The 22657-nt window shown below is 54.8% G+C and carries 24 protein-coding genes and 1 pseudogene; 22 read left to right on the forward strand and 3 right to left on the reverse strand.

Annotation, left to right across the window (positions count from 1 at the left end; genetic code table 11):
- From GQY55_RS23255 to GQY55_RS23290, 9 genes and pseudogenes are all read left to right on the forward strand, one after another.
- The gene (locus GQY55_RS23255; RefSeq protein ID WP_160044301.1) at positions 1-1017 is read left to right on the forward strand and encodes an LLM class flavin-dependent oxidoreductase; all 1017 of its coding nucleotides are present in this window, start codon (positions 1-3) and stop codon (positions 1015-1017) included.
- 76 nt (positions 1018-1093) lie between these two features.
- On the forward strand, positions 1094-2275 hold the full coding sequence (locus GQY55_RS23260; protein ID WP_160044302.1) for a M20 peptidase aminoacylase family protein: 1182 nt from the start codon (positions 1094-1096) through the stop codon (positions 2273-2275).
- Between the two features lie 50 nt (positions 2276-2325).
- A pseudogene (locus GQY55_RS31985) lies at positions 2326-2763 on the forward strand (FAD-dependent oxidoreductase); the annotation flags it as partial.
- Between the two features lie 61 nt (positions 2764-2824).
- On the forward strand, positions 2825-3451 hold the full coding sequence (locus GQY55_RS31990) for an FAD-dependent oxidoreductase (RefSeq protein ID WP_306434058.1): 627 nt from the start codon (positions 2825-2827) through the stop codon (positions 3449-3451).
- Complete coding sequence (locus tag GQY55_RS23270) at positions 3452-3931, forward strand: DinB family protein (protein ID WP_160044303.1); 480 nt, start codon at positions 3452-3454, stop codon at positions 3929-3931.
- A gap of 53 nt (positions 3932-3984) precedes the next feature.
- Positions 3985-5322 carry an LLM class flavin-dependent oxidoreductase gene (locus GQY55_RS23275; RefSeq protein WP_160044304.1) on the forward strand — a complete coding sequence of 446 codons (1338 nt, stop codon included), beginning with the start codon at positions 3985-3987 and terminating at the stop codon, positions 5320-5322.
- A 292-nt stretch (positions 5323-5614) separates the two neighbouring features.
- Positions 5615-6187, forward strand: a complete 573-nt coding sequence (gene ssuE / locus GQY55_RS23280) for an NADPH-dependent FMN reductase (protein ID WP_160044305.1) — start codon at positions 5615-5617, stop codon at positions 6185-6187.
- A gap of 130 nt (positions 6188-6317) precedes the next feature.
- Complete coding sequence (locus GQY55_RS23285) at positions 6318-7403, forward strand: LLM class flavin-dependent oxidoreductase (RefSeq protein WP_160044306.1); 1086 nt, start codon at positions 6318-6320, stop codon at positions 7401-7403.
- Between the two features lie 783 nt (positions 7404-8186).
- Complete coding sequence (locus GQY55_RS23290) at positions 8187-9020, forward strand: DUF2785 domain-containing protein (RefSeq protein WP_160044307.1); 834 nt, start codon at positions 8187-8189, stop codon at positions 9018-9020.
- A 90-nt stretch (positions 9021-9110) separates the two neighbouring features.
- Here the strand turns inward: GQY55_RS23290 and GQY55_RS23295 are convergent, their stop codons facing one another.
- Entirely contained in the window at positions 9111-9848 is a 738-nt protein-coding gene (locus tag GQY55_RS23295; protein WP_160044308.1) for an alpha/beta fold hydrolase, read from the reverse strand.
- 283 nt (positions 9849-10131) lie between these two features.
- Between GQY55_RS23295 and tsaE the strand changes: the two genes are divergently transcribed.
- Genes tsaE through GQY55_RS31590 form a run of 5 tightly spaced genes read left to right on the forward strand, consistent with a single transcriptional unit; the run spans position 10132 to position 13208 of the window.
- Entirely contained in the window at positions 10132-10617 is a 486-nt protein-coding gene (gene tsaE / locus GQY55_RS23300) for a tRNA (adenosine(37)-N6)-threonylcarbamoyltransferase complex ATPase subunit type 1 TsaE (protein WP_160044329.1), read from the forward strand.
- On the forward strand, positions 10614-11384 hold the full coding sequence (gene tsaB / locus GQY55_RS23305; protein WP_160044309.1) for a tRNA (adenosine(37)-N6)-threonylcarbamoyltransferase complex dimerization subunit type 1 TsaB: 771 nt from the start codon (positions 10614-10616) through the stop codon (positions 11382-11384). The genes tsaE and tsaB overlap by 4 nt, the downstream gene beginning before the upstream one ends.
- 20 nt (positions 11385-11404) lie before the next feature.
- Positions 11405-11917 (forward strand): ribosomal protein S18-alanine N-acetyltransferase, encoded by a 513-nt coding sequence (gene rimI / locus GQY55_RS23310; protein ID WP_160044310.1) that lies wholly within the window; start codon positions 11405-11407, stop codon positions 11915-11917.
- Positions 11917-12963, forward strand: coding sequence for a tRNA (adenosine(37)-N6)-threonylcarbamoyltransferase complex transferase subunit TsaD (gene tsaD, locus GQY55_RS23315; protein ID WP_160044311.1), 1047 nt, complete (start codon positions 11917-11919; stop codon positions 12961-12963). Before rimI ends, tsaD begins: the two co-directional genes overlap by 1 nt.
- 29 nt (positions 12964-12992) lie before the next feature.
- Positions 12993-13208, forward strand: coding sequence for a hypothetical protein (locus tag GQY55_RS31590; protein ID WP_236575812.1), 216 nt, complete (start codon positions 12993-12995; stop codon positions 13206-13208).
- Positions 13209-13664: 456 nt separating this feature from the next.
- Here the strand turns inward: GQY55_RS31590 and GQY55_RS23320 are convergent, their stop codons facing one another.
- Positions 13665-15614, reverse strand: a complete 1950-nt coding sequence (locus GQY55_RS23320; RefSeq protein ID WP_160044312.1) for an ABC-F family ATP-binding cassette domain-containing protein — start codon at positions 15612-15614, stop codon at positions 13665-13667.
- A 236-nt stretch (positions 15615-15850) separates the two neighbouring features.
- On the opposite strand from GQY55_RS23320, the gene GQY55_RS31850 reads away from it, so the two are divergent.
- The 8 genes from GQY55_RS31850 to groL all read left to right on the forward strand — a co-directional run bounded on the left by GQY55_RS31850 (position 15851) and on the right by groL (position 21417).
- Positions 15851-15985, forward strand: coding sequence for a hypothetical protein (locus GQY55_RS31850; RefSeq protein WP_268895058.1), 135 nt, complete (start codon positions 15851-15853; stop codon positions 15983-15985).
- Positions 15986-16010: 25 nt separating this feature from the next.
- Positions 16011-16664 (forward strand): 5-formyltetrahydrofolate cyclo-ligase, encoded by a 654-nt coding sequence (locus GQY55_RS23325; protein WP_236575814.1) that lies wholly within the window; start codon positions 16011-16013, stop codon positions 16662-16664.
- Positions 16645-17118, forward strand: a complete 474-nt coding sequence (gene moaC, locus GQY55_RS23330; RefSeq protein ID WP_160044314.1) for a cyclic pyranopterin monophosphate synthase MoaC — start codon at positions 16645-16647, stop codon at positions 17116-17118. Before GQY55_RS23325 ends, moaC begins: the two co-directional genes overlap by 20 nt.
- Positions 17119-17312: 194 nt before the next feature.
- Entirely contained in the window at positions 17313-17798 is a 486-nt protein-coding gene (locus GQY55_RS23335; protein ID WP_036709137.1) for a MogA/MoaB family molybdenum cofactor biosynthesis protein, read from the forward strand.
- 151 nt (positions 17799-17949) lie between these two features.
- Complete coding sequence (locus tag GQY55_RS23340) at positions 17950-18219, forward strand: twin-arginine translocase TatA/TatE family subunit (protein WP_160044330.1); 270 nt, start codon at positions 17950-17952, stop codon at positions 18217-18219.
- 89 nt (positions 18220-18308) lie between these two features.
- Entirely contained in the window at positions 18309-19082 is a 774-nt protein-coding gene (gene tatC / locus GQY55_RS23345) for a twin-arginine translocase subunit TatC (RefSeq protein ID WP_160044315.1), read from the forward strand.
- Positions 19083-19456: 374 nt separating this feature from the next.
- Positions 19457-19738 carry a co-chaperone GroES gene (gene groES / locus GQY55_RS23350; protein ID WP_160044316.1) on the forward strand — a complete coding sequence of 94 codons (282 nt, stop codon included), beginning with the start codon at positions 19457-19459 and terminating at the stop codon, positions 19736-19738.
- A 59-nt stretch (positions 19739-19797) separates the two neighbouring features.
- Complete coding sequence (groL, locus tag GQY55_RS23355; protein ID WP_160044317.1) at positions 19798-21417, forward strand: chaperonin GroEL; 1620 nt, start codon at positions 19798-19800, stop codon at positions 21415-21417.
- An 86-nt stretch (positions 21418-21503) separates the two neighbouring features.
- On the opposite strand, the gene GQY55_RS23360 is transcribed toward groL, so the two are convergent.
- Complete coding sequence (locus tag GQY55_RS23360; protein ID WP_160044318.1) at positions 21504-22655, reverse strand: tyrosine-type recombinase/integrase; 1152 nt, start codon at positions 22653-22655, stop codon at positions 21504-21506.
- Positions 22656-22657 lie beyond the last annotated feature (2 nt).

Here is a 22657-nt window from a genome sequence, read left to right on the forward strand (position 1 = left end):
ATGGCGATTACGATAAGCGTTCTCGATCAAAGCCCGATTTACCCGGGGGAAACGGGGGCCGAAGCCTTGGCCCGCACGGTGCTGCTGGCGCAGACATCGGAGAGGCTCGGATTCCGGCGTTTCTGGGTGTCGGAGCATCATGATTCCGAGCAGCTGGCGGGCTCTTCCCCGGAGGTGCTGATCTCCTATCTGCTGGCCAAAACGGACCGCATCCGCATCGGATCGGGCGGCGTCATGCTGCAGCATTACAGCCCGTACAAGGTGGCCGAAAATTTCAACGTGCTGTCCTCCCTGGCGCCGGGGCGCGTCGATCTCGGCATCGGGCGGGCGCCGGGCGGTTTGCCCCGCAGCACGCAGGCGCTGCAGCGCGGAAATGCCGATGCCGCATCGTTGACGGAGAAAATCGTCGAGCTGGACGGGTATGTGCACAACCGCCTCGCTCCGGACCATCCTTTGACCGGGCTGAAGGCTTCTCCGCTGCCGGAGCAGCCTCCTGAAATATATGTGCTGGGCGCCAGCGTCGGCAGCGCGGAAATCGCGGCGAACCTTGGTTTGCCGTACGTGTTCTCTTTGTTTATCAACGGGGACGAGAACGTTGCACTTGAGGCAGTCCGGACATACCGGGAGGGATTTAACGCCGAGCGCGGCGCGCAGCCGCAGGCGATCATTGCGCTTGCGGTGGCCGTGGCCGATACGGAGGAGGAAGCGGAGAGCCTCGTCTCTTCCCAGAAGCTGGTGAAAATCCACCTCGCCAGCGGCAAAACGCTTACGCTCGGCACCCGCGAGCAAGCGGAAGAATTCGGCCGGCAGGCAAACGAAGAATATACGATCGAAGAGCAGGAGCCGTTTATTACTAAAGGTACGAAGGCATCCGTCCGTGAAAAGCTTGAGGCGCTTCAACGTTCATCCGGCGTGGATGAGTTCATTGTGACAAGCAATATCGCCCCGTTCGAAAAGCGGCTCCGGTCGTTCGAACTGCTGAGCGAGGCGCTGAACGAGGCCGTGGCGGAGGTGTAAAGGGCACGCACGACACGTCCGGAATCACCTGCATAAACGGTTTCAAAGGATCTGCATTTTACAGGAGGTGGGGGAGATGACAGGCCACAAACTGGAGCCGGTGCCCGAAACCGGCTATGACAAATTCATAAGCATGCGCCGCCATTTGCACCGGTATCCGGAGCTGTCGAATGAGGAGTTCGAAACGACGAAATCGATCCGGACATGGCTTGCGGAAGCGGATATCCGGATCCTGGACTACCCCTTGGCGACAGGGGTCGTGGCCGAGGTCGGCGGCCGAAAGCCCGGACCTCTCATCGCGCTGCGGGCGGATATCGACGCGCTGCCGGTTCGGGAGGAGACGGGGCTGCCCTTCGCATCCGCGATTCCCGGCAAAATGCATGCCTGCGGGCATGATTTCCACACCGCGGTGTTAATCGGGACGGCGTATGCCCTGAAAGAAAAGGAAAACGAGCTGCGGGGAACGGTCAGGCTGATTTTTCAGCCTGCCGAGGAAAAGGCGAAGGGAGCCAAGCAGGTGATCGACAGCGGCGCGCTTGAAGGAGTGCAGGCCATTTTCGGCATGCATAACAAGCCGGATTTGCCGGTCGGAACCGTCGGCATCAAAAGCGGGCCGCTCATGGCCGCCGCCGACGGCTTTACCGTCAAAATCGAAGGGAAAGGCTCCCACGCGGCGGTTCCGGAAGCCGGGCTTGATCCGATCGTTACGGCCGCCCATGTCATTACGGCGCTCCAGTCCATCGTGAGCCGGAACGTCAGCGCCCTGCAGAGCGCAGTGATCAGCGTGACTCAGCTTCACAGCGGAACGTCCTGGAACGTGATCCCGGATCAAGCGGTGCTGGAAGGAACGATCCGGACGTTCGACGAGTCGGTGCGCGGGCAGGTGCTGGAGCGTTTCGGCCGGGTGGTCGAAGGCGTCACGGCCGCTCTGGGCGCGAGTGCCGGCGTGCGCTGGATTGAAGGTCCGCCCCCGGTAAACAACGACGAAGCGCTTGCGAGGCTGGGCATCGAAGCTGCGGCCGCGGCCGGACTCCATGCGATAGAGCCTTCGCCGTCGCCGGCAGGCGAAGATTTTGCCGTATATCAGCGGAAAATTCCGGGATTATTCGTATTTATGGGGACGGCGGGAACGCAGGAGTGGCATCATCCGGCTTTTACGCTTGATGAAGCCGCGATTCCGGTCAGCATCCGTTTCTTTACGGAACTGGCCGAACACGCTTTGGAACGGCTTCGTCCCACCGGAGGTGAACGGCGATAGCAACGATCAAAAGCTACGATGTCATCATCGTCGGAGCGGGTTCCATGGGCATGAGCGCCGGATATCATCTCGCCAGGCGGGGCGTGCGGACGCTGTTGAGCGACGCCTTCGACCCGCCGCACCGCGAAGGCAGCCATCATGGGGAACCGCGGCTGATCCGCCATGCCTACGGCGGCCACCCGGTATATACGGAGCTTGCCGTTCGTGCCCACCGGCTGTGGAATGAGCTTGAGGATCAGGTCGAAACCCAACTGCTGGTGCAGTCCGGGGTGTTGAATATCGCGGATCCGGAGCTGCATTCCTTTCAAGGCCGCCTGGCGGAAGCCGCCAAACATAATGTTCCCGCGATCAAGCTGGATGCGGACGAAATCCGCAAGCGCTGGCCCGGTTTTGCGATCCCGGACCATTTCGAGGCGATGTATGAGCCCGCGGCAGGGTACCTCCGCAGCGAAGCGTGCGTTGATGCCTATAAAAGGCTGGCATTAGCGTACGGAGCCGAGCTGCTGACGCATTCCGCCGTTTCCGGCATCACGGCCCGAAGAGGCCAGCGTGGCGGTCCATACCCGGAACGGCAAATTTCACGGAGCGAAAGCCATTTTGACCGCAGGGGCATGGTTCGGCACATTGGCGCCGTTTGTTTCGATTCCCGTGAAGGCCGTGCGCAAGGCGGTCGGCTGGTTCGAAACCGCGGGATCGGACTACAGGGCCGGGAGATTCCCGGGATTTACGCTGCATACGCAGGAGGGCGGATTTTACGGTTTCCCCGATATCGGCGGGGAAGGGCTGAAAATCGGGCGCCACGACACCGGGCGGGAATGGAAGCCCGGCGAGCCTTTTCCTCCTTTCGGAAGCCTCCCGGAAGACGAAGCCGATTTGCGCGTTGCGCTCGGGAAATATATGCCCGGAGCATCCGGGCGTCTCCTGCAAGGCGCGGTCTGCAAATACGAGCTTTCGCCGGATGAGGGGTTCATCATCGACCGGCACCCCCATTATCCGCATATTGTGGTCGCCGGGGGATTTTCCGGACACGGATTTAAGTTTTCGAGCGCCGTCGGCGAAATATGCGCGCAGCTGGCGATGGACGAGGAGCCGCCATACGGCCTCGATCCGTTCGCGCTTACGCGTTTCGCCGGGCAGGCGGAACCTGCGGCAAGCCTAGCACAAGGAGGAGATTAAATGAGCGGAATTGATTTGGATGCTTTTATCCATACGCATGGCCAGTTGCTGGCCGAAGTTCGGGACTTGAGCGAGGAACGGGCGAAATGGAAGCCCGCCCCGCAAATCTGGAGCGTGCAGGAAGTCGTTTCGCATCTGGTTGATCACAGCTTCGTCATTTCGTTCCGCATCCGGGACATTTTGGCCGGAACGGCTGCTCGGCTGCCGGCTTTTGATCAGGATGCCTGGGTGAGCGGCCAACGCTCGAACGAAGGGCGGTTGTCCGATATTTTGGATGCTTTTCAGGCGATTTTGGAGTATAACAGCCTGTTGATCGGACGTTTAAGTGAGGAAGAGCTGGAGAAATCCGGAATCAATTTTAAAGGGGAACCCGTCAGCGTCAAGGCCATCGTCCAAGGTTTTATCCGCCATGTCCATGGCCATCTTGGACAAATCGAGCGGATCAAGCAGGCGTCGGCTTTGGCACTTGGAAATGCATAAGGATCAACGCATCCGAATCGTATAAGTACATTTTCGAAAAGGAGGAACAAATCATGGCAAAGCAAAAACGGTTGAAGCTGGGGGCGCTCCTGCACGGCGTCGGCGGAGGCACGTCGCTCTGGAGGCATCCGGACGTCGACGCGGGCGCAAGCGTTAATTTCGAGCTGTACAAAAGCTGGGTCCGCAAGGCGGAAGAGGGCAAGCTGGACCTGATTTTTATCGCGGACGGCTTATACATTACCGAAAAGTCGATTCCCCACTTTCTGAACCGCTTTGAGCCGATCACCCTCCTGAGCGCGCTTGCGGCCGTCAGCACGAATATCGGGCTTGTCGGCACGTTGTCGACATCGTACAGCGAGCCGTTTACGGTGGCGCGCCAGTTCGGGTCGCTCGACGTCATCAGCGGCGGCCGGGCGGGCTGGAACGTGGTTACGTCCCCGCTGGAAGGATCCGCGCTGAATTACGGCAAAAAGGAACATCCGGAGCATGACAAACGTTACCGGATTGCCACGGAGTTTCTGGAAGTCGCTCGGGGGCTGTGGGATTCCTGGGAAGACGACGCGTTCGTGCGGAACAAGGAAACGGGAGTATTCTTCGACCGGGACAAAATGCATGAATTGAACCATGAAGGCGAGTTTTTCTCCGTCAAAGGACCGCTGAATATAGCCCGTTCCAAGCAAGGGGGCCCGGTCATCTTCCAGGCAGGCGCATCGGAGGTAGGCAAAAACTATGCCGCGAAGGAAGCGGACGCCATCTTTTCGGGAGCCGAGAATTTGGAGGAGGCGCTGCGGTTTGCGCAGGACGTTAAAGCCCGCGCCGCAGCCTTCGGCCGGAACCCGGACGACGTGCTGATTTTCCCCGGCATCGGCCCGATTATCGGCCGCACGGAAGAAGAGGCGGAACGCAAATACCAGGAGGTGGCGGGCCTCGTGACGATCGAAAATGCGCTTGATTACCTGGGGCGGTTTTTCGAGCATCACGACTTTTCGCAATATCCGCTGGATGAGCCGTTTCCGGAGCTTGGGGATCTCGGCAAAAACAGTTTTCAGAGCGGCACGGACAAAATCAAAAGGGATGCCAAGGAAAAAGGGCTCACGCTCCGGCAGGTGGCGCTTCAATCCGCAACGCCGCGCGGCAACTTCATCGGAACCGCGGAGCAGGTGGCCGACCGCATTCAGGCATGGTTCGAGGCGGGAGCCGCCGACGGATTTATGATCACGTCCGCCGTGCCGCGCGGGCTGGAAGATTTCGTGGATCAGGTGGTGCCGATCCTGCAGGAGCGCGGATTGTTCAGAACCGAATACGAAAGCGATACGCTCCGGGGCAATCTCGGACTTCGGGTGCCGGAAAACCGGTATACCATGGCGAAAGCGGAAGCTGTACGTTCCTGAACCGGATTCCGTGACGTGTGTGTTATCGAACAAACCGTGTGAAATGATGGCGTATGCCTGAACACTTCATGAGGAGCAGTCGTGAGGTTCTCCCCGCCAAGTCTGGCAGGAGAGGATTTCGACTGGTGTTTAGACCGGGTTTTCGGAGCGTTCGCCTTTATCGTCTGCGGCAATGCAGCCAGGGGTATTACTTATGCCATCCACCAGCCCGGCTTGATCTCTGGATGAGAGCAATCTTGCAAGGTGTACGTATTTTGGCGAAATTAGCCGTTCAACCATAAGGAGGATGAAAATGACAAAAATCGCTTTGATTGCAGGCAGCCCATCGCAGAGCTCCCGGTTATTCGGAATGACGCAATATGTGGTGGATCGTCTCGCGCTGGCCGGTTTTGACGTCGAATTGATTTCCGCAGCCGAGCTTCCGGCTGAAGATCTGCTTCACGCGAACTTTAACAGCCCTGCCATCCGGCAGGCGCTTGCAGCCGTGGAACAGTCCGCCGCCGTCATTATTGCCAGTCCCGTATTTAAAGCCTCATATTCGGGTGCGCTGAAGACCGTTCTGGACCTCGTGCCGCAGAAAGGATTCCAGGGCAAAGTGGTTCTGCCGCTTTTCATCGGCGGCACGATCGCCCACCTGCTGGCCGTCGACTATGCGTTGAAGCCGGTCGTGGCCGCGCTTGGAGGCACGAATATACTGGGCGGCGTGTTTGCCGTCGATGGGTGGATCACCCGCGCGGAGCATGGCGGTTTCGAACTGGAAGGGCAGCTGCGGGAGCGTCTGGACAGCGCTGTTAACGAACTGGTCCTCGAACTCCGGCATGTTGCGGCGGTTCCCGATCGTAACAGGCAAGAGCAAGCGGTCTAAGGGATGCTGAGGCCATCCCGTTTTACAATCACACCATGTTTATGCGGTAGTGTCCTGTGAAAGAGAAGCTTGAACCGGGGCGGCAAGGCGGGCGGGGGGATAAAATCGTATTAAAGGAGGCTTTCATGTCTTGAAAGTGGCATTATTCAGTTTAATGATGAATCTCCCCAATGCGGTTACGGGCGAGTCCTGGACGGCGCAACAGAAATTCCGCAACGTCATCCGCCAGGCAGTCCTTGCCGAGAGGCTCGGGTTTGACGCCTATGGCGTAGGCGAACGGCATGGCGCTCCGTTTCTGTCTTCATCCCCGCCGGTCGTATTAACGGCCATCGCGGCTCAAACGTCGCGTATCCGCCTGCTGACTACGGTAACCGTGCTCAGCATTCTTGACCCGGTGCGGGTTGCCGAGGATTATGCGACGCTGGATCACCTATCCGGAGGCCGGCTGGAAATGATTATCGGGAAAGGCAATGATCCAAGGCATTATCAGCTGTTTGGCATCACCGAGGAGGAGCAGTGGGAGTCCTTGGCGGAGCGCTATCGGCTGTTGAAGAGGCTGTGGTCGGAGGAAAAAGTAACCTGGGAAGGCAAGTATCGTCCGCCTTTGGAGCAGGTGACGACTTATCCGAGGCCTTGCCAGAAGTCCATCCCGGTATGGCATGGCAGCGCGTCCAGCACGCTCTCGACGGAGTTGGCGGCGCAGTTCGGAGAGCCGATCTTCTCTTCGAACTCTTTCCATCCGCAGGCCAAGTACAAAGCGCTGATCGACCATTACCGCGAGCGGCTCGCCCATTACGGGCATGATCCGGCACGCGCCGTCGTCGGGGCAGGTTCGGGTAGCCTCTATCTGGGCAGCACGGCCGAGGAGGCGATCCGCCGCTATAGACCGTACTACAGCGCATTCAGCGTAACGGAATCTGCGAAGCACAACAAGTCTCCTTTTACCAGCCTGGAGGATGTGATTGCCAATGGTCCGGCGCTTATTGGCAGCTCCGAGCAGGTCATCGAGAAGATTTTGAATTACCATGAAGCCTTTGGCCATCAAGTGCTAAGCATCAGCGTCGACGGATTGACGGAATCGGAGCAGGAGGAGCAGCTGCAGCGTTTTGCCGAGGAAGTGCTGCCCGTACTGAAGCAAGAGATTCCGAGTACCATTTGGGAAAACGATCCTGTATGGTCCCACGAAAACAAAGCAGCCATTCATCGAATTCATTGAATGGCTGCTTTGTTGTGAATAAAAAACCATACGCTACGCGTGTCCGCATTTGACTACCAGACTATTATCGTAAAACCTAAAGGGGCTTGTTTATATTAAAATAGTGACGCTTGTAACCCTTCAACTCTGATTTGCAACTATAGAAATCTGAAATCCGGAAATTTTATTATATTAATTACAGAAGTGAAGTTTTTATTCATTGCAACCGTACTGTATATCACCGCACATCCTCTGGATTCCCAATTGCTCCGGCTATTAAAGAAAAAGCAATCGCGCATGCGAAGGAAGTCGCCAAACGTTTTTAATAGAAGGTTTAAAAGCTGTTGAAGTTTTTCGACAGGCTGAAGACCCGCGATCTGCGGGTCTTTTAGTCATTTTTCTTCCAACGATCGAATGATGCGCTGATTATGAACTGATCGTCTCGTGAAAAAGAAAATAAGCAGGAACCAAGGCCAATATATAAGCGAGGCTAGCGGGTAGGCGATACTGAGCGGGAGCCGCGACAAGACGGCAAACCATAGGAGAGTCGCCAGTCCGTACAGGCCAAGCCCGCACCATATATGGACCGAGGCAATAAGTTTCTCCCAGTTGAGGCCTTATATAACAACATGCAAACGAGAAAGTTGGATTCTATAATGAAAAAGTTGCTGACCTGGTATTTGTGGGTATCATCAACGGATCAATTTTTGAAGTTCCAAGGGATAAAGAATGTTAGAATATTTGGTAATGGATTGAGAGAAACAAACGGTATAACCCTAAACGATGAAGATGGGAGAATGGGAGATGGGCTCGGAAACGCTATTGAAAAAAGAACTCTTGCGCCTGCGGCCGAAAGGGGAGGGGAGCAACCCGGATTGCCCGCAGCCGGAGGCTTTCATCCCCGAGATGTTAAGGCACATAGGAAGCACCGATCCGGAGCTGAGGGATGATTTGATCTACGGAACGATCTGCCGCTGGACGAAGCAGGGAAAAATTTCACCGGCGGCGATGCGCACGCTTTTACGGACCGCAATGGATGACAACCATCTTTTTTACGGAATTGGGGAAAAGGGGACGGATTCCGTGTTTACCCGTTCTTTTTCGGCCCTTATTCTACCCGTTGCCGTTTACATGCATAAGCAAAATCCTTTTCTATCGGAAGACGAGCTGCACGACATGAAAACGAAAATCATTCGATATTTGGCCTTGGAAGAGGATTTGCGGGGATATGTGGAGGGGAAAGGCTGGGCCCATGCCGCTGCGCACGCTGCGGACGGGCTGGAGCCGTTGGCGGGATTGCAATCGATGACAGGCACGGATTTGCTGGGGATGCTGGACGCGATCCGCAATAAAGTTTGTATCGGCAGTTACCTGTATATGAACGATGAGGATGAACGTTTTGCAAATGCAGCCGCGGCCGTATTCATGCGCGAAATCGTGGCGGACGATGATATCGCAGGCTGGATTCACCAGATGGCCGATGTCCCTACGGGCGGCAGTATGACGGAGAGCGAGACGTTGCGGGCCAATACGAAGCTCTTTTTGCGAAGCCTGTATTTCAAAATGCTGAAAGAGCAGCGATTGCTAAAGTTTGCGCACTACTTATTGGAACGATTGAACGCAAGGAACAACTATTAATATGAAAAAACATATGTCGCTAAACTTCTTTTACCTTTTGGCAGCGAGATCCGCGTCTTGCGGCGATGGCATCGGAGCTGCCGGATTATTTCAGGATCGTGGAAGCTCGTCCAAGAACCGAAGAAGAATAGCGGACAGCTGGTCAGGCTGACTCAACATAGGCAGATGTCCCGTAGGCAGAGTGGTCGTTTGGCAGCCGGGAAGGTTCCGGATCATCCGGTCCTGCAGCTTCGTCGGGAGCTCCCGATCTTGGTCAAGCCTCACGTAAAGCGCTGGAATTCCGGCAGGCCAATGGGCATGAATTTTATCGGTATAGATGCGCAGGGGCTCCGGCGTAAATTGCTTTGCGATTTCTGCCGCCTGCTCCGCCGGAAGACCGCTGCACAAACCTTGACGAATCGCCTGCTCCGGCGGCATCGTTCCGAACGCGCGCATCAAAGCTCTCATAAGGATTCGTTTGGCCGGCGGAAATACGGAAAGAAAGGAGCCGCCGTCCGAAGGGATCGCCGCCCCTACGGCCGCCAACCCGGCCACCTGAGGCCGGCGCTCCTCGGCAATCCGCAAAGCGGGGACGCCCCCGAGCGAATGGGCGACAAGGATAAATCGCTTTACTCCCCAATGATCGATCTGGTCGTTGATTTCCGCGATGTAGTCATGAAGCGACAGCTTTTTTCTTATATCGCCTTCGGTTTGGCGAAACGGAAAATCGATCGACAAGCAGGGAACCGGAAGCCGATCGATGACCTGATTCCAGATGCTGCCGTTTAATCCGGCGCCGTGAATGAATACAAATCCGGTTTGAGAGCCCGGGTCATCGAATTTTTGCATAAAAAATCCTCCTAAGTGCATTGTGTTTGGACGCCGGCGAGAGATTGCCAAGACTTTGGCTTATTCGTCGAATCCGGTTTTTTCGCTGCTAAAACTTTCCCGGCAGTCCTTTGTTCTCATTATATGACTGCTTCCCTGACAAAACCGGTCAGTGAAGTTCGGATGGATAAGAAAGACGAATGCGGTTCCGCCCGTTCTTGCGGCAGCGGATGCAGACCGATATAATTAAGGACAAGTTCATGTAAGGAATTGAAACCGAAGGTGGGTCAACGTATTGGAACAGATTCAGAACGGGAAACCGTTTGTGTATACCTCTCTTCGTCCGGAGGATACCGAGAGGTTGGCGGCATGGCTGGCGAAAACGGCTGTTCCCGGAACGGTGATCGGTTTGGACGGGGATTTGGGAGCGGGGAAGACCGCTTTTTCGCAATTTTTTGCCAAGCATTTGGGCGTGAAGGGGGTCGTCAACAGCCCGACCTTTACGATCATTAAAGAATACGAAGGGCGCCTGCCTTTCTACCATATGGACGTATACCGGGTATCGTTGGAAGAAGCGGAGGACCTGGGGCTGGACGAATATTTTTACGGCAGTGGGGTAAGCCTCGTGGAATGGTCGCAGATCGTGCGCGAATTGCTGCCCGAGCGGCATTTGCATCTGTATATCGAAACGACCGGCGAGACGGCGCGGAAAATTACGGTTCAAGGCTTTGGGGAGCCATATGAAGCATGGTGCGAAAGCCTGAAACAGAATGGGGTCTTTACAGAATGAATCAACCACAATCACAGCCGCTGAAGCGGTTTTTGGCGTTGGACACGTCGACGGCATGCCTTGCTTTGGCGGTGATGGAAAACGATAAAGTGCTGCACGCGATCAAAGCTGCGGGAGAACGCAACCATTCGGTACACCTGCTGCCCCTCATTCAAAAGGGGCTGGCGGAAGCCGGGGTGGCCGCTTCGGGGATCGACGGAATCGCCGTAGGCATCGGGCCGGGTTCTTATACAGGGACGCGCATTGCGGTGACGGCCGCCAAAACGTTGGCCTGGGCTTGGAACGTTCCCGTCGCGGGAATTTCCAGCCTGCATGCCCTTGCATGGAGCGGCCACGTCACGGCGACAGGCGCAGACCAGGGAGAGAACTGGGTGATTCCGCTAATGGACGCCCGGCGCGGACAAGCCTACACCGCATGGTTCCGCGCCAAAGGCGGAGAGATGCCGGTTCGGCTCAAAGAAGATGCCATCCGCCTGATGGAAGACTGGGCGGATGAAATCGGCCGGGCATGGAAAGACATGCCGGCAGAGGAACGGCCGGACGGCGTCTGGTTTGTCGGGGACGCCGGAAAACATGAAGCCGCCATCGAACGTTTGCGTGACGTCATGGAGGATCGGCTTCATACGGCCGCATGCGATATGGAAGGGGAACCGGTAGGCCGCTTGGGGGCAGACCGGCTGATGCAAGGAGCGACGGACAACGTGCACGCTCTCGTGCCGAATTATACGCAGCTGGCAGAAGCTGAGAAGCTCCTGCGGAAGCCGTGAAGGGAGTATGTCGAGTAGTCATGGAGCAGGAGTTGTTTCCGAATCAAGAAGGTTTGTCCTTTCGCCAAATGGCGCTGAACGACATTCCGGACGTCATGGTGATCGAGCACGAATCGTTTACGCTCCCCTGGACGGAGGAAGCGTTCCGAAACGAGCTGACCCAGAACCATTTTGCGCGGTATATGATCATGCAATATTTGGGCCAGCCCGTAGGTTATGCCGGCATGTGGACGGTCATCGACGAAGCGCATGTGACGAACATCGCCGTTCTCCGGGCATACCGCGGGCGCAAATGGGGGGAACGTTTGCTGCGCGAGCTGATGAAAACCGCGTCGGATCTGGGGATGCGGCGAATGACGCTCGAAGTCAGAGTGTCGAATGAAGTGGCGCAGAATTTATATCGCAAACTGGGATTTAAGCCTGCAGGGCTCCGCAAAGGTTATTATTCGGACAACCAGGAAGACGCCCTGATCATGTGGGCGGAGTTGCCCGAGCGCGGCGGCGCGTGGGAAGTTGGGAAGGAAGCGAACTGATGAGTGAATATCATAACGAGCATGAATCCTGCTTAATATTGGCGGTGGAAACAAGCTGCGACGAGACCTCCGTGGCCGTCGTGAAGGACGGAAAAGAGGTTCTCAGCAACCTGATCGCAAGCCAGGTCGAAACCCATAAAGCTTTTGGCGGCGTCGTGCCGGAGGTGGCTTCGCGGAAGCATGTCGAGAACATTACGCTGATGCTGGAAGAGGCGGTGCGCAAAGCCGGCATAAGCCTTCAGGATCTGTCGGCCATCGCCGTCACGCAGGGACCGGGGCTGGTCGGAGCCCTTCTGGTCGGTGTCGTTGCCGCGACCAGCCTGGCGATGGCGCTGAACAAGCCGCTGATCGGCACCCATCATATTGCCGGACATATTTACGCCAACCGCCTCGTGGCGGACATGGAATATCCCTGCATGGCGCTGGTCGTTTCGGGAGGGCACACCGAGCTTGTGTACATGAAGTCCGAAGGGCATTTTGAGGTCATCGGACGCACACGCGACGATGCCGTCGGCGAGGCTTACGACAAAGTCGCCCGGGCGATCGGTTATCCGTATCCCGGGGGGCCTCACGTGGACCGTCTTGCCCTGGAGGCGGAGGAAGCGGTGGAACTTCCGCGGGTATGGCTCGAACCCGAGTCGTACGACTTCAGTTTCAGCGGCCTGAAATCGGCGGTGCTGAATGTCGTGAACCAGCGCAAAATGCGCGGGGAGCCTATCATGGAAAGCGCCATCGCCCGCGGATTCCAGGAATCGGTCGTTGAGGTGCTGGTCACGAAGGCGATTCGGGCCGTGAGAGCCTACAATGCCAAACAGCTGCTGCTTTGCGGCGGCGTCGCCGCCAACCGCGGGCTGCGGAGGGAGCTGGAGCGGCAGTGCCGCGAGGAAGGCATCGAGCTCATCATTCCGCCGTTCGAATATTGCACCGACAATGCGGCCATGATTGGCGCCGCTGCATATTTGAAGTGGAAAAAGCGGCAGTTCGCCGGTCTGGACCTGAGGGCCATGCCGCAATTCTCGCTGGAAGAGTGGTCGGGCCAGGAATAATCATCGTCGGCGATGATCAGCCGCTGCTGATGGCGGGCCAGTCGCTCGGCCGTCCGGCTCAGCCGTATCAGCTCGGCGATGTCCAGGTCGCAGCCGGCAGCGTTTCGCACCGGATGGCGGCGGTCACGGTCGAACGCAATGGAAAGACCTGCCGCGGCACGGCCGTCTACCATGACATCGTCGTGGGTGCAAGGCCTGGCCTATGCGGCTGGCTGCAACAGCGCGGTGCAGTCGGCGGCGGATGAAGACCGGCGGCAAGCAGCGTTATAACGAAGCGGTTCAAAGCCCGTGCTTGGCTTCAAGCGCGGGCTTTTTCTTTTTCCTACAGCATTCGACAAAGTTTTTGTCAAGTTGTGGACAAGGTTATCCACATATTCGAGGAAATTTGTGTACAAACACGCGATGCTGGTGAAAACCGTCGATTCAAAAGGGGTTTGAAAACGTGGATAGGATTTTCAATTGTAGAATGGAAAACCTGTGGATAATGTGGACAAATTGGTGGATAAAAGTGGATATTTGATCAAGAGGATGAATTTAATCAATAAAAAATGGCCCCATGGGCCATTTTTTAAACAAAGTTATGCACTTTTTATGTGGATAAGCATGTGTATAAGAGGATGGGTGCCAAAATAAAAAAGTTTTGTGAATTTGACAAATTTCTTTTTGTTGATCTCGAAGTCCTAAACCGTTAGTCCTGCATATTATTCGGCGGCAAGCATCTCCCATTCGGCAAAAGCTTCATCCAGCTCTTTTTTCTTGGCCTCTTGATCCTGCTGGTGTTTTTGGAGCGCGATGTAATCCTGGTACACCTCGGGTTTCGTCATCTCGGCCTCCAGCCCCGAAATTTCGGATTCAAGCTGCTGGATCCGTTCCTCGAGCGCCGCGATTTTGCGCTGCCGGTTCCGTTCCTCGCGTTTGGCCTGCTTGTCGGCTTCGAAGGAATGGACGCCGGATTTGGCTTCGGGTTCGGCAGCATTCTCCTGTTTTTGCGCCCGGGGGCCTGCAGCTTCCAGCGCCTCTTGGGACAATTCCTCAAGTTCCTGCTTTTTGGCTGTATAATCGTCATAATTCCCCAGGAAATGTTCCACCCCTTGCGGGTGCAGCTCGATGATCCGTTCGGCCATCTTGTTCAGGAAATACCGGTCGTGCGAAATGAACAGGAGCGTGCCTTCGTAATCGATGAGGGCCGACTCCAGCACCTCTTTGCTGAACAGATCCAAATGGTTTGTCGGTTCGTCGAGGATAAGCATGTTGGCTTCGAGCAGCATCAGCTTGGCCAGCGCAACCCGCGCTTTTTCGCCGCCGCTGAGCGAAGCGACTTTTTTCAGGACGTCCTCGCCGCTGAAGAGAAAGTTGCCGAGTACGGTCCGGATGCGGGCTTCCTCCATATGCGGATAGTGGCTCCAAAGCTCCTCCAGCACCGTATTGGACGGGTTCAGGTTTGTCTGTTCCTGGTCGTAATAACCGATTTTCACTTTGGTTCCCCACTGGATCGTGCCCGCCGCCGGGCGTTCGCTTCCGGTCAGGCATTTGAGCAGCGTCGATTTGCCGATGCCGTTCGGGCCGATCAACGCGACGGTTTCACCGCGGTGCAGGTCGAACGAGACGTTCTCGAAGAGACGATGCGGCGGCGTAAAGGAGACGGCAAGGTCTTTGACCTGAAGCACGTCTTTGCCCGACATATATTCGACGTCGAAGGAAAAGCTGGCTTTTTTCAAATCGCCGAGCGGTTTGTCCAGCCGCTCTATTTTTTCGAGCGCTTTTCGCCGGCTCTGGGCCCGTTTGGTGGTCGATGCCCGGACGATGTTTTTTTGAATAAACTCCTCCATGCGCGCGATTTCATCCTGCTGCTTCTCGTATTGCTTCATGGCCGATTCGTATTCGGCCGCCTTCAAATCGATATAACGGCTGTAATTGCCGGTGTAACGCTTCGATTGATGCCGTTCGATTTCCACGATGGACGTCACGAGCCGGTCGAGGAAGTATCGGTCATGCGATACGACAAGCAAAGCGCCGGAATAGGAGCGCAAATAATCCTCGAGCCACGTCAGCGTGGCGATGTCCAGATGGTTGGTCGGTTCGTCCAGCATGAGCAGGTCCGGAGCCTGAAGCAGGATCCGCGCAAGCGCAAGACGCGTTTTTTGCCCGCCGCTCAAGGTCGAGATTTTGGTGTCCGGCGCAAAACCTCCGAAACCCATGCCGTGCAATACGGACCGGATGCGCGTTTCCATTTCGTACCCGCCATGGTCCTTGAACCAGTCGGATCGCGCAGCATAACGATCAAGAAGCTCCTGATATTTTTTCGGTTGTTCCATCAGGGCAGGATCGGCAATCTGTTCTTCCATGAGCCGGAGCTCTTTTTCCGTTTCGGTCAAATGGGCGAACACGTTCATCATTTCTTCCCAAATGTTGCGGTCCGATTGCAGTCCGCTGTTTTGGGCAAGATAACCGATGGTTGTTTCCTTCGCTTTGAAAATTTGTCCCCCGTCATAGGACATCTCGCCGGCAAGGATTTGAAGCAGCGTCGATTTGCCGGCGCCGTTGACGCCGACCAGCCCCACGCGATCCCTTTCCTGAATCTGCAAATTGATTCCATCGAGTACGGGCTCCACGCCGTACAATTTTTTGATTCCACTTGCTTGAAGCAGCATAAGCTGTAAACCTCCGTCTATATGCGATCTATTGCTTGTTTGCTTGGATTTTGCTCCCGCCTTGAACGCGATCTGCTTTGAATGCATTGCGTCCGCGGGCGTTTTTTTTCGAATTGCTTCATATAATAAACAGTTTACATGAAATATGAAGAATTCGCGACATGGGGGAAGGACTTCGGGGTTACCTTGGCGAAAATGGAGCAACAGTGGTAAACTAAGAGCAAAATGAACGCAAAATGGATCAAACGGTTGAACCGGATGCCGGAGGCGGATCGAAAGCGGTGTGCGATTTTATGCGGATGGCGACGGCACAGGTTGAGCATTTTGCGGCACTGAAAATTGAAATGCAATTGCAAACTACTGAAAAATAGGATAAAAGGAAGGCGGCTGTTGGACGTGGTGAACGGGGAAAACGGCACGATGGGGCAGCAGAAGACCCGGCTCCGCTCACGTATGTCCGGGATACGCGGCGGCATTCCGCAGGATCGGCATCGAAGCATGTCGGCACAGGCCTGCATCCATGCCGCCGATTGGCTGATGAGAGAGCAGATCCGAAGCATGCTCATTTACGTGCCTTTCCGCAGCGAGCTGGATACGAGACCGCTTGTCGAGGAGGCATGGCGGGCAGGCATTGAGGTCTACGTGCCGCGATGCCTTCAGGAAAACCGTTCGATGACGCTCCATCGGCTGAAGCGCTGGGACGAGCTGCAGTCCGGGGCCTACGGCATCATGGAGCCCGATCCTCTGCACTCTCCGGCTGAACCGGATGCCTTCGTGCCCGGGGCGGTCATTATGCCGGGATTGGCTTTTGACATGCATGGCGGAAGACTGGGTTACGGGGGCGGTTATTATGATCGGCTGCATGAACGCTTTTCGGCGAAAGGCGGCAAATGGAGCAAGCGGCCAAAATGGGCCGGCATCGGGTTTGGCGAGCAGGTGGTCGAACGGGTTCCGATGGAACGAACGGATGCGCGTCTTCAGGTTCTAATCACGGAACAAGGCGTACATGAAATGAACGGGGAGGCTGAAGATGGAACTGACGCATTTTAACGAACAGGGCAGAGCCAAAATGGTCGATGTTTCGGACAAGGAGGTTACGAGCAGAACGGCGGTTGCGCAAACCGCGGTGAAGATGGCGCCGGAGACGCTTGCCCGGATCAAGGAAGGCAAAATCGGCAAAGGCGACGTGCTTGCGGTCGCTTCCGTCGCCGGCGTGATGGCCGCCAAAAAAACGTCCGACTGGATACCGATGTGCCATCCGCTGCCGCTGACGGGCATCGATATCCATTTTTCCGACAACGGCATCGATGAATTATATATAGAAGGAACCGTCAAAACGACCGGGAAGACCGGCGTCGAAATGGAAGCCCTGACGGCGGTATCCGCCGCGGCCTTGACCGTCTACGATATGTGCAAGGCGCTGCAAAAGGATATGGTGATCGGGCCGACGCTGCTGAAATCCAAAACCGGCGGGAAAAGCGGCGATTATAAGCTCGAACCTTAGGAAGTTCGGCGGCCCCGGACCCGTCCAATGCCGGAACGTTGTTCGATGAACCGGGCCGCCGCCGGCAAACTCCGGAGTTATGGAATATTCAATTTTGGGGTCCCCGCAAAATACCTGAACGGGCTGCAATGCCAAAGCCTATTTTTGTGCGGATTTTAGAAACATAATAGATGAGCAGGAGGAGGGGTGATCTTATGGTGTGGAAAACTGCGATCTTGACGGCAAGCGACAAAGGATCAAGAGGTGAGCGTGAAGATACAAGCGCCCAGGTCATCCGGGAGCTGGTGGAGGAGGAACTCGGCGGGGAGATTGTGGAGTACCGCATCGTCCCTGACGAACAGGATGAGATTATCGCATCGCTCATTGAACTCACGGATTATTTTCAGGCGGATTTGGTACTGACGACCGGAGGGACGGAGCTGGCGATCAGAGACGTCACCCCGGAAGCGACAAGAAGGGTCATCGAACGCGAAGTGCCGGGGATGGCGGAAGCGATGAGAGCGACCGTCATGCAGAAAAACCGCGCGGCGATGTTGTTCAGAGGCATTGTCGGCATCCGCGGCCGGACGCTGATCGTCAATTTGCCGGGAACGCCGAAAGGCGTGCACGAAAACCTGGCGGCGATTATGGACCAACTTCCGGAGGCGCTGCTGATGGTGACGGGGCAATTCCGGCAGTAAGCCGGGGCCTGGCGCTCTATTCCAAAATTGTTCACACTTATTTGATATTGTTGCGATTTGAGTTATGGTATGATGTCTTTGTGGCAAAATTATGTCCAATTTTGACGTTGTTAGTTTATGGATTTAGGACAGAGAGGAGAATCTCGATATGCTGAGCAGTATTGGCGTACCTGGAATTATATTGCTGGTGATCTTGGCCTTGCTGTTGTTCGGGCCGAACAAGCTTCCCGAGCTCGGACGCGCGGTGGGACGCACCTTCCGGGAATTCAAGGACGGTGCCCGCGATATCATTGCCGAGGATGACGAATCTTCCCGCAAAAACGAACAAGCCAAACCGCTGGCTGCCGCTTCTAGCGAGGCGCAAGCCGATGCAACCGTAACTTCCCAAAGCACTGCAGACAACAAACGTCTTCCCGAATAGGTTTTAGGAAAGAGGACTTTGGAATCCCTTCCATCCGGGGAGGGATTTTGTTTTGTCCGCAGGCGCTAAGAAGAGAGGACGGTGACCGTATGTCTGATAAACAGGTGGAAATGTCGATTGTCGAACATCTCGGGGAGCTGCGCAGGCGGATCATATACATTTTGGCGGTTCTGCTGCTTGGCCTTGTCATCGGCCTTGTCTGCGCCAATCCCATCTACAAATATTTGATCAGCGTGGACTCGGCGAAGGATTTTCAGCTTCATGCGTTTGCATTTTGGGACGGCATCGGCATGTACATGAAAATCGCCATGGTCGTCGCGCTTGTCCTGACCATCCCGTTTACGGCCTACCAGGTGTGGGCTTTTGTCAGCCCGGGGCTTCGGGAGATCGAGCGCAAAGCGGCGCTGCGGTACGTTCCGTACGTGTTTATATTGTTCCTGCTCGGCATCGCCTTTGGCTATTACGTGGTGTTCCCGATGGCGCTGGGCTTTACGACGACAATCACCAAAAACATGGGATTAACCGAAACGTACGGCATTTCCCAATATTTCAATTTCATGTTTACCCTGGTCGTGCCGATTGCGCTGCTCTTTGAGCTGCCGCTCATCGTCATGTTTTTGACCAAGCTGAGGATTTTGAATCCGCGGAGGCTGCGGAAGATGCGGAAGGTGTCTTATTTTGCGCTGGTGTTCATCGCCGTGGTCATTACGCCGCCGGACTTCATCTCGGATTTTCTGGTGACGATTCCGCTGCTCCTGCTGTACGAGTTCAGCGTGTATTTGTCGTCGGTGGTGTACCGGAAGCAGCTTGCGGCCGACGAGGCGATCGAAGCGCGGTACAAGCAGGCGGAAGATCCGGAATAATCATAACATTTGAAACAGAAAGGGCGTTCTTCTCCGACGGGGGAAGCAGGCTCTTTTTTTGTTGCCGGAATCTTTGGAAACAGACCTGAAATTTTCGGAACGGCGCTTTCGTTTTGCAGGCATATTTTCAAATGGGGTGGATAGAATGATGGAGTATGGGCGAAAGGCGCTCGGACCCGTCAAGGACAAGCCTGGCGGCAGCCGTTTGAAAAAGTGCGGATTTCTTTGAAAAATGAATCCAGAGGACTTGAAATCTGAGCTCAAGTTGAGTATCATAAAAGTGGTTGTTAGCACTAGACCCTGTCGAGTGCTAATACATACCGACAACAACGCCGTTACAGAAACACAACATATTAACAAGGAGGCTATTTTTCATGATCAAACCTTTAGGTGACCGCGTATTGGTAGAACCGATCGCACAAGAGGAAACGACTTCATTCGGGATTGTCCTTCCGGACGCTGCAAAAGAAAAGCCGCAAGAAGGCAAAATTATCGCTGTTGGCGGCGGAGCAGTTAAAGACGGAGTTCGCGTTCCTTTGGAAGTAAAAGAAGGCGACCGCGTCCTGTTCTCCAAATATGCCGGAACAGAAATCAAATACGAAGGTAAAGAATATCTGATTATGAAAGAAAGCGACATTCATGCAATCGTAGGCTAACGGCCTGAACATAGCATTAACGAAATACAACAATATATTTGTGGGAGGTTTTTATCAACATGGCAAAAGATATCCGTTTCAGTGAAGACGCGCGCCGCGCGATGCTGCGTGGGGTAGACGCTTTGGCGAATGCCGTAAAAGTGACGCTTGGACCTAAAGGCCGCAACGTCGTTCTCGAGAAAAAATTCGGAAGCCCGCTCATCACCAATGACGGCGTGACGATCGCAAAAGAAATCGAACTGGAAGACGCTTTTGAAAACATGGGCGCTCAGCTCGTTAAAGAAGTAGCTACCAAAACAAACGACGTTGCCGGTGACGGTACAACGACTGCAACGGTTCTGGCTCAAGCGATGATCCGCGAAGGCCTGAAAAACGTAACGGCAGGCGCTAACCCGATGGTCGTTCGCAAAGGTATCGACAAAGCGGTCAAAGCGGCTGTAGCCGAACTGAAAAACATCGCAACTCCTGTGAACGACAACCAAAAAATCGCCCAAGTCGCCGCGATCTCCGCTGCCGACGAAGAAGTGGGCCAACTGATCGCCGAAGCGATGGAAAAAGTGGGCAACGACGGCGTTATCACCGTCGAAGAATCCCGCGGATTCAACACGGAAATGGAAGTCGTGGAAGGCATGCAGTTCGACCGCGGTTATGTATCTCCATACATGATCACCGACACGGACAAAATGGAAGCCGTTCTGGACAATCCATACATCCTGATCACGGACAAAAAGATCTCCACGACCCAAGAAATTTTGCCGCTGCTTGAAAAAATCGTTCAACAAGGCAGACCGCTCGTGATCATCGCCGAAGACATCGAAGGCGAAGCTCAAGCGATGCTCGTCCTGAACAAACTGCGCGGAACGTTCAACGCCGTTGCCGTAAAAGCTCCTGGCTTCGGCGACCGTCGCGAAGCGATGCTGCAGGATATCGCTGCCCTGACCGGCGGCCAAGTGATCACCGAAAAACTCGGTCTCGACCTGAAGAGCGCTTCGATCGAGCAGCTGGGTAACGCACGTCAAGTGCGCGTAACGAAAGAAAACACGACGATCGTGGACGGAAGCGGCGACAAAGCCGACATCACGGCTCGCGTGAACCAAATCCGTGCGCAGCTGGAAGAAACGACTTCCGAGTTCGACAAAGAAAAACTGCAAGAACGTCTGGCTAAATTGGCTGGCGGCGTAGCGGTCATCAAAGTCGGCGCTGCAACCGAAACTGAATTGAAAGAGCGCAAACTGCGCATCGAAGACGCCCTGAACGCAACCCGCGCCGCGGTTGAAGAAGGTATCGTTTCCGGTGGCGGTACGGCTCTCGTGAACGTATACAACGCTGTTGCTGCCGTTGAAGTTTCCGGCGACGAAAAAACCGGCGTGAACATCGTGCTCCGCGCTCTGGAAGAGCCAATCCGCACGATCGCCGCTAACGCCGGCCAAGAAGGTTCCGTCATCGTGGAACGCCTGAAAAACGAAAAAGTGGGCGTAGGTTACAACGCCGCTACCGACGAGTGGGTAAACATGTTCGAAGCCGGTATCGTCGACCCTGCGAAAGTAACGCGTTCCGCTCTGCAAAACGCAGCTTCCGTAGCGGCTATGTTCCTGACTACCGAAGCGGTGATTGCCGACAAGCCAGAACCGGAAAAACCAGCTATGCCTGACATGGGCGGCATGGGCGGCATGATGTAAAAGGGGATGTAAAGCCTTGATTTATAAGGGTTTTGGAATGTGGGGAAGGCCATTTCCCCACATTTTCCCCACATAAGGTAACATGTCTAGAGGCTTCTCATGAGTTCGGCGAACTTTTGGGAAGCCTCTTTTTTCATTGTCTTTGTTACATGCATATAGACGTGGCGGGTCGTGTCATCATCTTTATGGCCGAGACGTTCCATGATCTCGGTTAATCCGACTCCAGCTTCAGCGAGTAGTGAGGTATGCGTATGCCGTAGAGAGTGGGGGGTTAATTTTTCGTTCAATCCAGCGAGTTTCAGCAGCCGGCGCATACGGTTTTCAATAGTCTTGATGAACTCGGGATAGCCCGCATTTAAGGCGTCTGTTTTGGCTATTACAAAGCCTTTGTCATGATATGTCGACCGATATTTCATCATGATTTCCTTTTGCTTCTTGCGGTGCTGTTTAAGCTCCTCGAAAACGAATGGATCCATGTCGATTTTGCGCTTTGACGTTTTGGTTTTAGGAGTGAGCAACTGATATTCCCGCGTACGGTTGGAAGGATTATAATAAGTTTTTGTAATGCTGATCGTATGCTCGTCCTCATCCAGATCAGACCAACGAAGCGCGCATAATTCACCGGCACGCATTCCGCTGTACGCTAGTATCAGGAATATGACATAATCTTGCCCCAATCCTTTCCGTTTGGCTGTATTGAGGAATTTGGCTAGTTGTTCCTTTTCTAAATACTTCGGAACCTCTTCTTCTTGCTCTATTTCCTCGACTGTTTTCTGTGCTCGAGGCAGCTTAGCGTATTGAGTTGGGTCATTTTTTATGATGTCGAGCTCTACCGCTTTGCTGAATATCATCCTGCCTGTAGAATGAACGCCTGAAATCGTGTTGTATGACAAGCCTTTCTTCTTACCCTCCGGGTTCTGTAAATCATTAAGGGCATCCTGGTACATCTTCTTTGTGATATCCTTCATCTTCTTGTGCTCGAAGTATTTCATTAGCCGGCCTGACTCGTGTTTTCGAACCCGGAGAGTGCTTACTTTTACGGTAGAACTGTACGTTTCTATCCAGGTATTGACGAACTCCTTGAACGTGACATTCTTCTCCTGAACAAAAGTTCCTTCTTCAATCTCTGTTATCAGAGCTGCAGCAGCCTTTTCAGCCTCTCGCTTTGTCTTAAATCCACTTAACTCCTTTTGTTTTCGCTTGTTGGTGACGGGATCGCGGCCAATATCAACAGTCACCG

This window comes from Paenibacillus sp. USDA918EY (genome assembly GCF_009870825.1).
Classification (GTDB): domain Bacteria; phylum Bacillota; class Bacilli; order Paenibacillales; family Paenibacillaceae; genus Paenibacillus_AQ; species Paenibacillus_AQ albilobatus.

What these genes read in the sequence shown, in the direction of transcription:
- GQY55_RS23320 (WP_160044312.1), bottom strand. Translation starts at nt 15,614, where the DNA reads ATGCTGCTTCAAGCAAGTGGAATCAAAAAATTGTACGGCGTGGAGCCC.
- GQY55_RS23290 (WP_160044307.1), top strand. Translation starts at nt 8,187, where the DNA reads ATGGGCTCGGAAACGCTATTGAAAAAAGAACTCTTGCGCCTGCGGCCG.
- tatC (WP_160044315.1), top strand. Translation starts at nt 18,309, where the DNA reads ATGTCTGATAAACAGGTGGAAATGTCGATTGTCGAACATCTCGGGGAG.
- GQY55_RS23260 (WP_160044302.1), top strand. Translation starts at nt 1,094, where the DNA reads ATGACAGGCCACAAACTGGAGCCGGTGCCCGAAACCGGCTATGACAAA.
- GQY55_RS23275 (WP_160044304.1), top strand. Translation starts at nt 3,985, where the DNA reads ATGGCAAAGCAAAAACGGTTGAAGCTGGGGGCGCTCCTGCACGGCGTC.
- GQY55_RS23295 (WP_160044308.1), bottom strand. Translation starts at nt 9,848, where the DNA reads ATGCAAAAATTCGATGACCCGGGCTCTCAAACCGGATTTGTATTCATT.
- ssuE (WP_160044305.1), top strand. Translation starts at nt 5,615, where the DNA reads ATGACAAAAATCGCTTTGATTGCAGGCAGCCCATCGCAGAGCTCCCGG.
- groES (WP_160044316.1), top strand. Translation starts at nt 19,457, where the DNA reads ATGATCAAACCTTTAGGTGACCGCGTATTGGTAGAACCGATCGCACAA.
- GQY55_RS31590 (WP_236575812.1), top strand. Translation starts at nt 12,993, where the DNA reads ATGGCGGGCCAGTCGCTCGGCCGTCCGGCTCAGCCGTATCAGCTCGGC.
- GQY55_RS31850 (WP_268895058.1), top strand. Translation starts at nt 15,851, where the DNA reads ATGGATCAAACGGTTGAACCGGATGCCGGAGGCGGATCGAAAGCGGTG.
- tsaD (WP_160044311.1), top strand. Translation starts at nt 11,917, where the DNA reads ATGAGTGAATATCATAACGAGCATGAATCCTGCTTAATATTGGCGGTG.
- GQY55_RS23335 (WP_036709137.1), top strand. Translation starts at nt 17,313, where the DNA reads ATGGTGTGGAAAACTGCGATCTTGACGGCAAGCGACAAAGGATCAAGA.
- tsaB (WP_160044309.1), top strand. Translation starts at nt 10,614, where the DNA reads ATGAATCAACCACAATCACAGCCGCTGAAGCGGTTTTTGGCGTTGGAC.
- GQY55_RS23255 (WP_160044301.1), top strand. Translation starts at nt 1, where the DNA reads ATGGCGATTACGATAAGCGTTCTCGATCAAAGCCCGATTTACCCGGGG.
- GQY55_RS23270 (WP_160044303.1), top strand. Translation starts at nt 3,452, where the DNA reads ATGAGCGGAATTGATTTGGATGCTTTTATCCATACGCATGGCCAGTTG.
- moaC (WP_160044314.1), top strand. Translation starts at nt 16,645, where the DNA reads ATGGAACTGACGCATTTTAACGAACAGGGCAGAGCCAAAATGGTCGAT.
- groL (WP_160044317.1), top strand. Translation starts at nt 19,798, where the DNA reads ATGGCAAAAGATATCCGTTTCAGTGAAGACGCGCGCCGCGCGATGCTG.
- rimI (WP_160044310.1), top strand. Translation starts at nt 11,405, where the DNA reads ATGGAGCAGGAGTTGTTTCCGAATCAAGAAGGTTTGTCCTTTCGCCAA.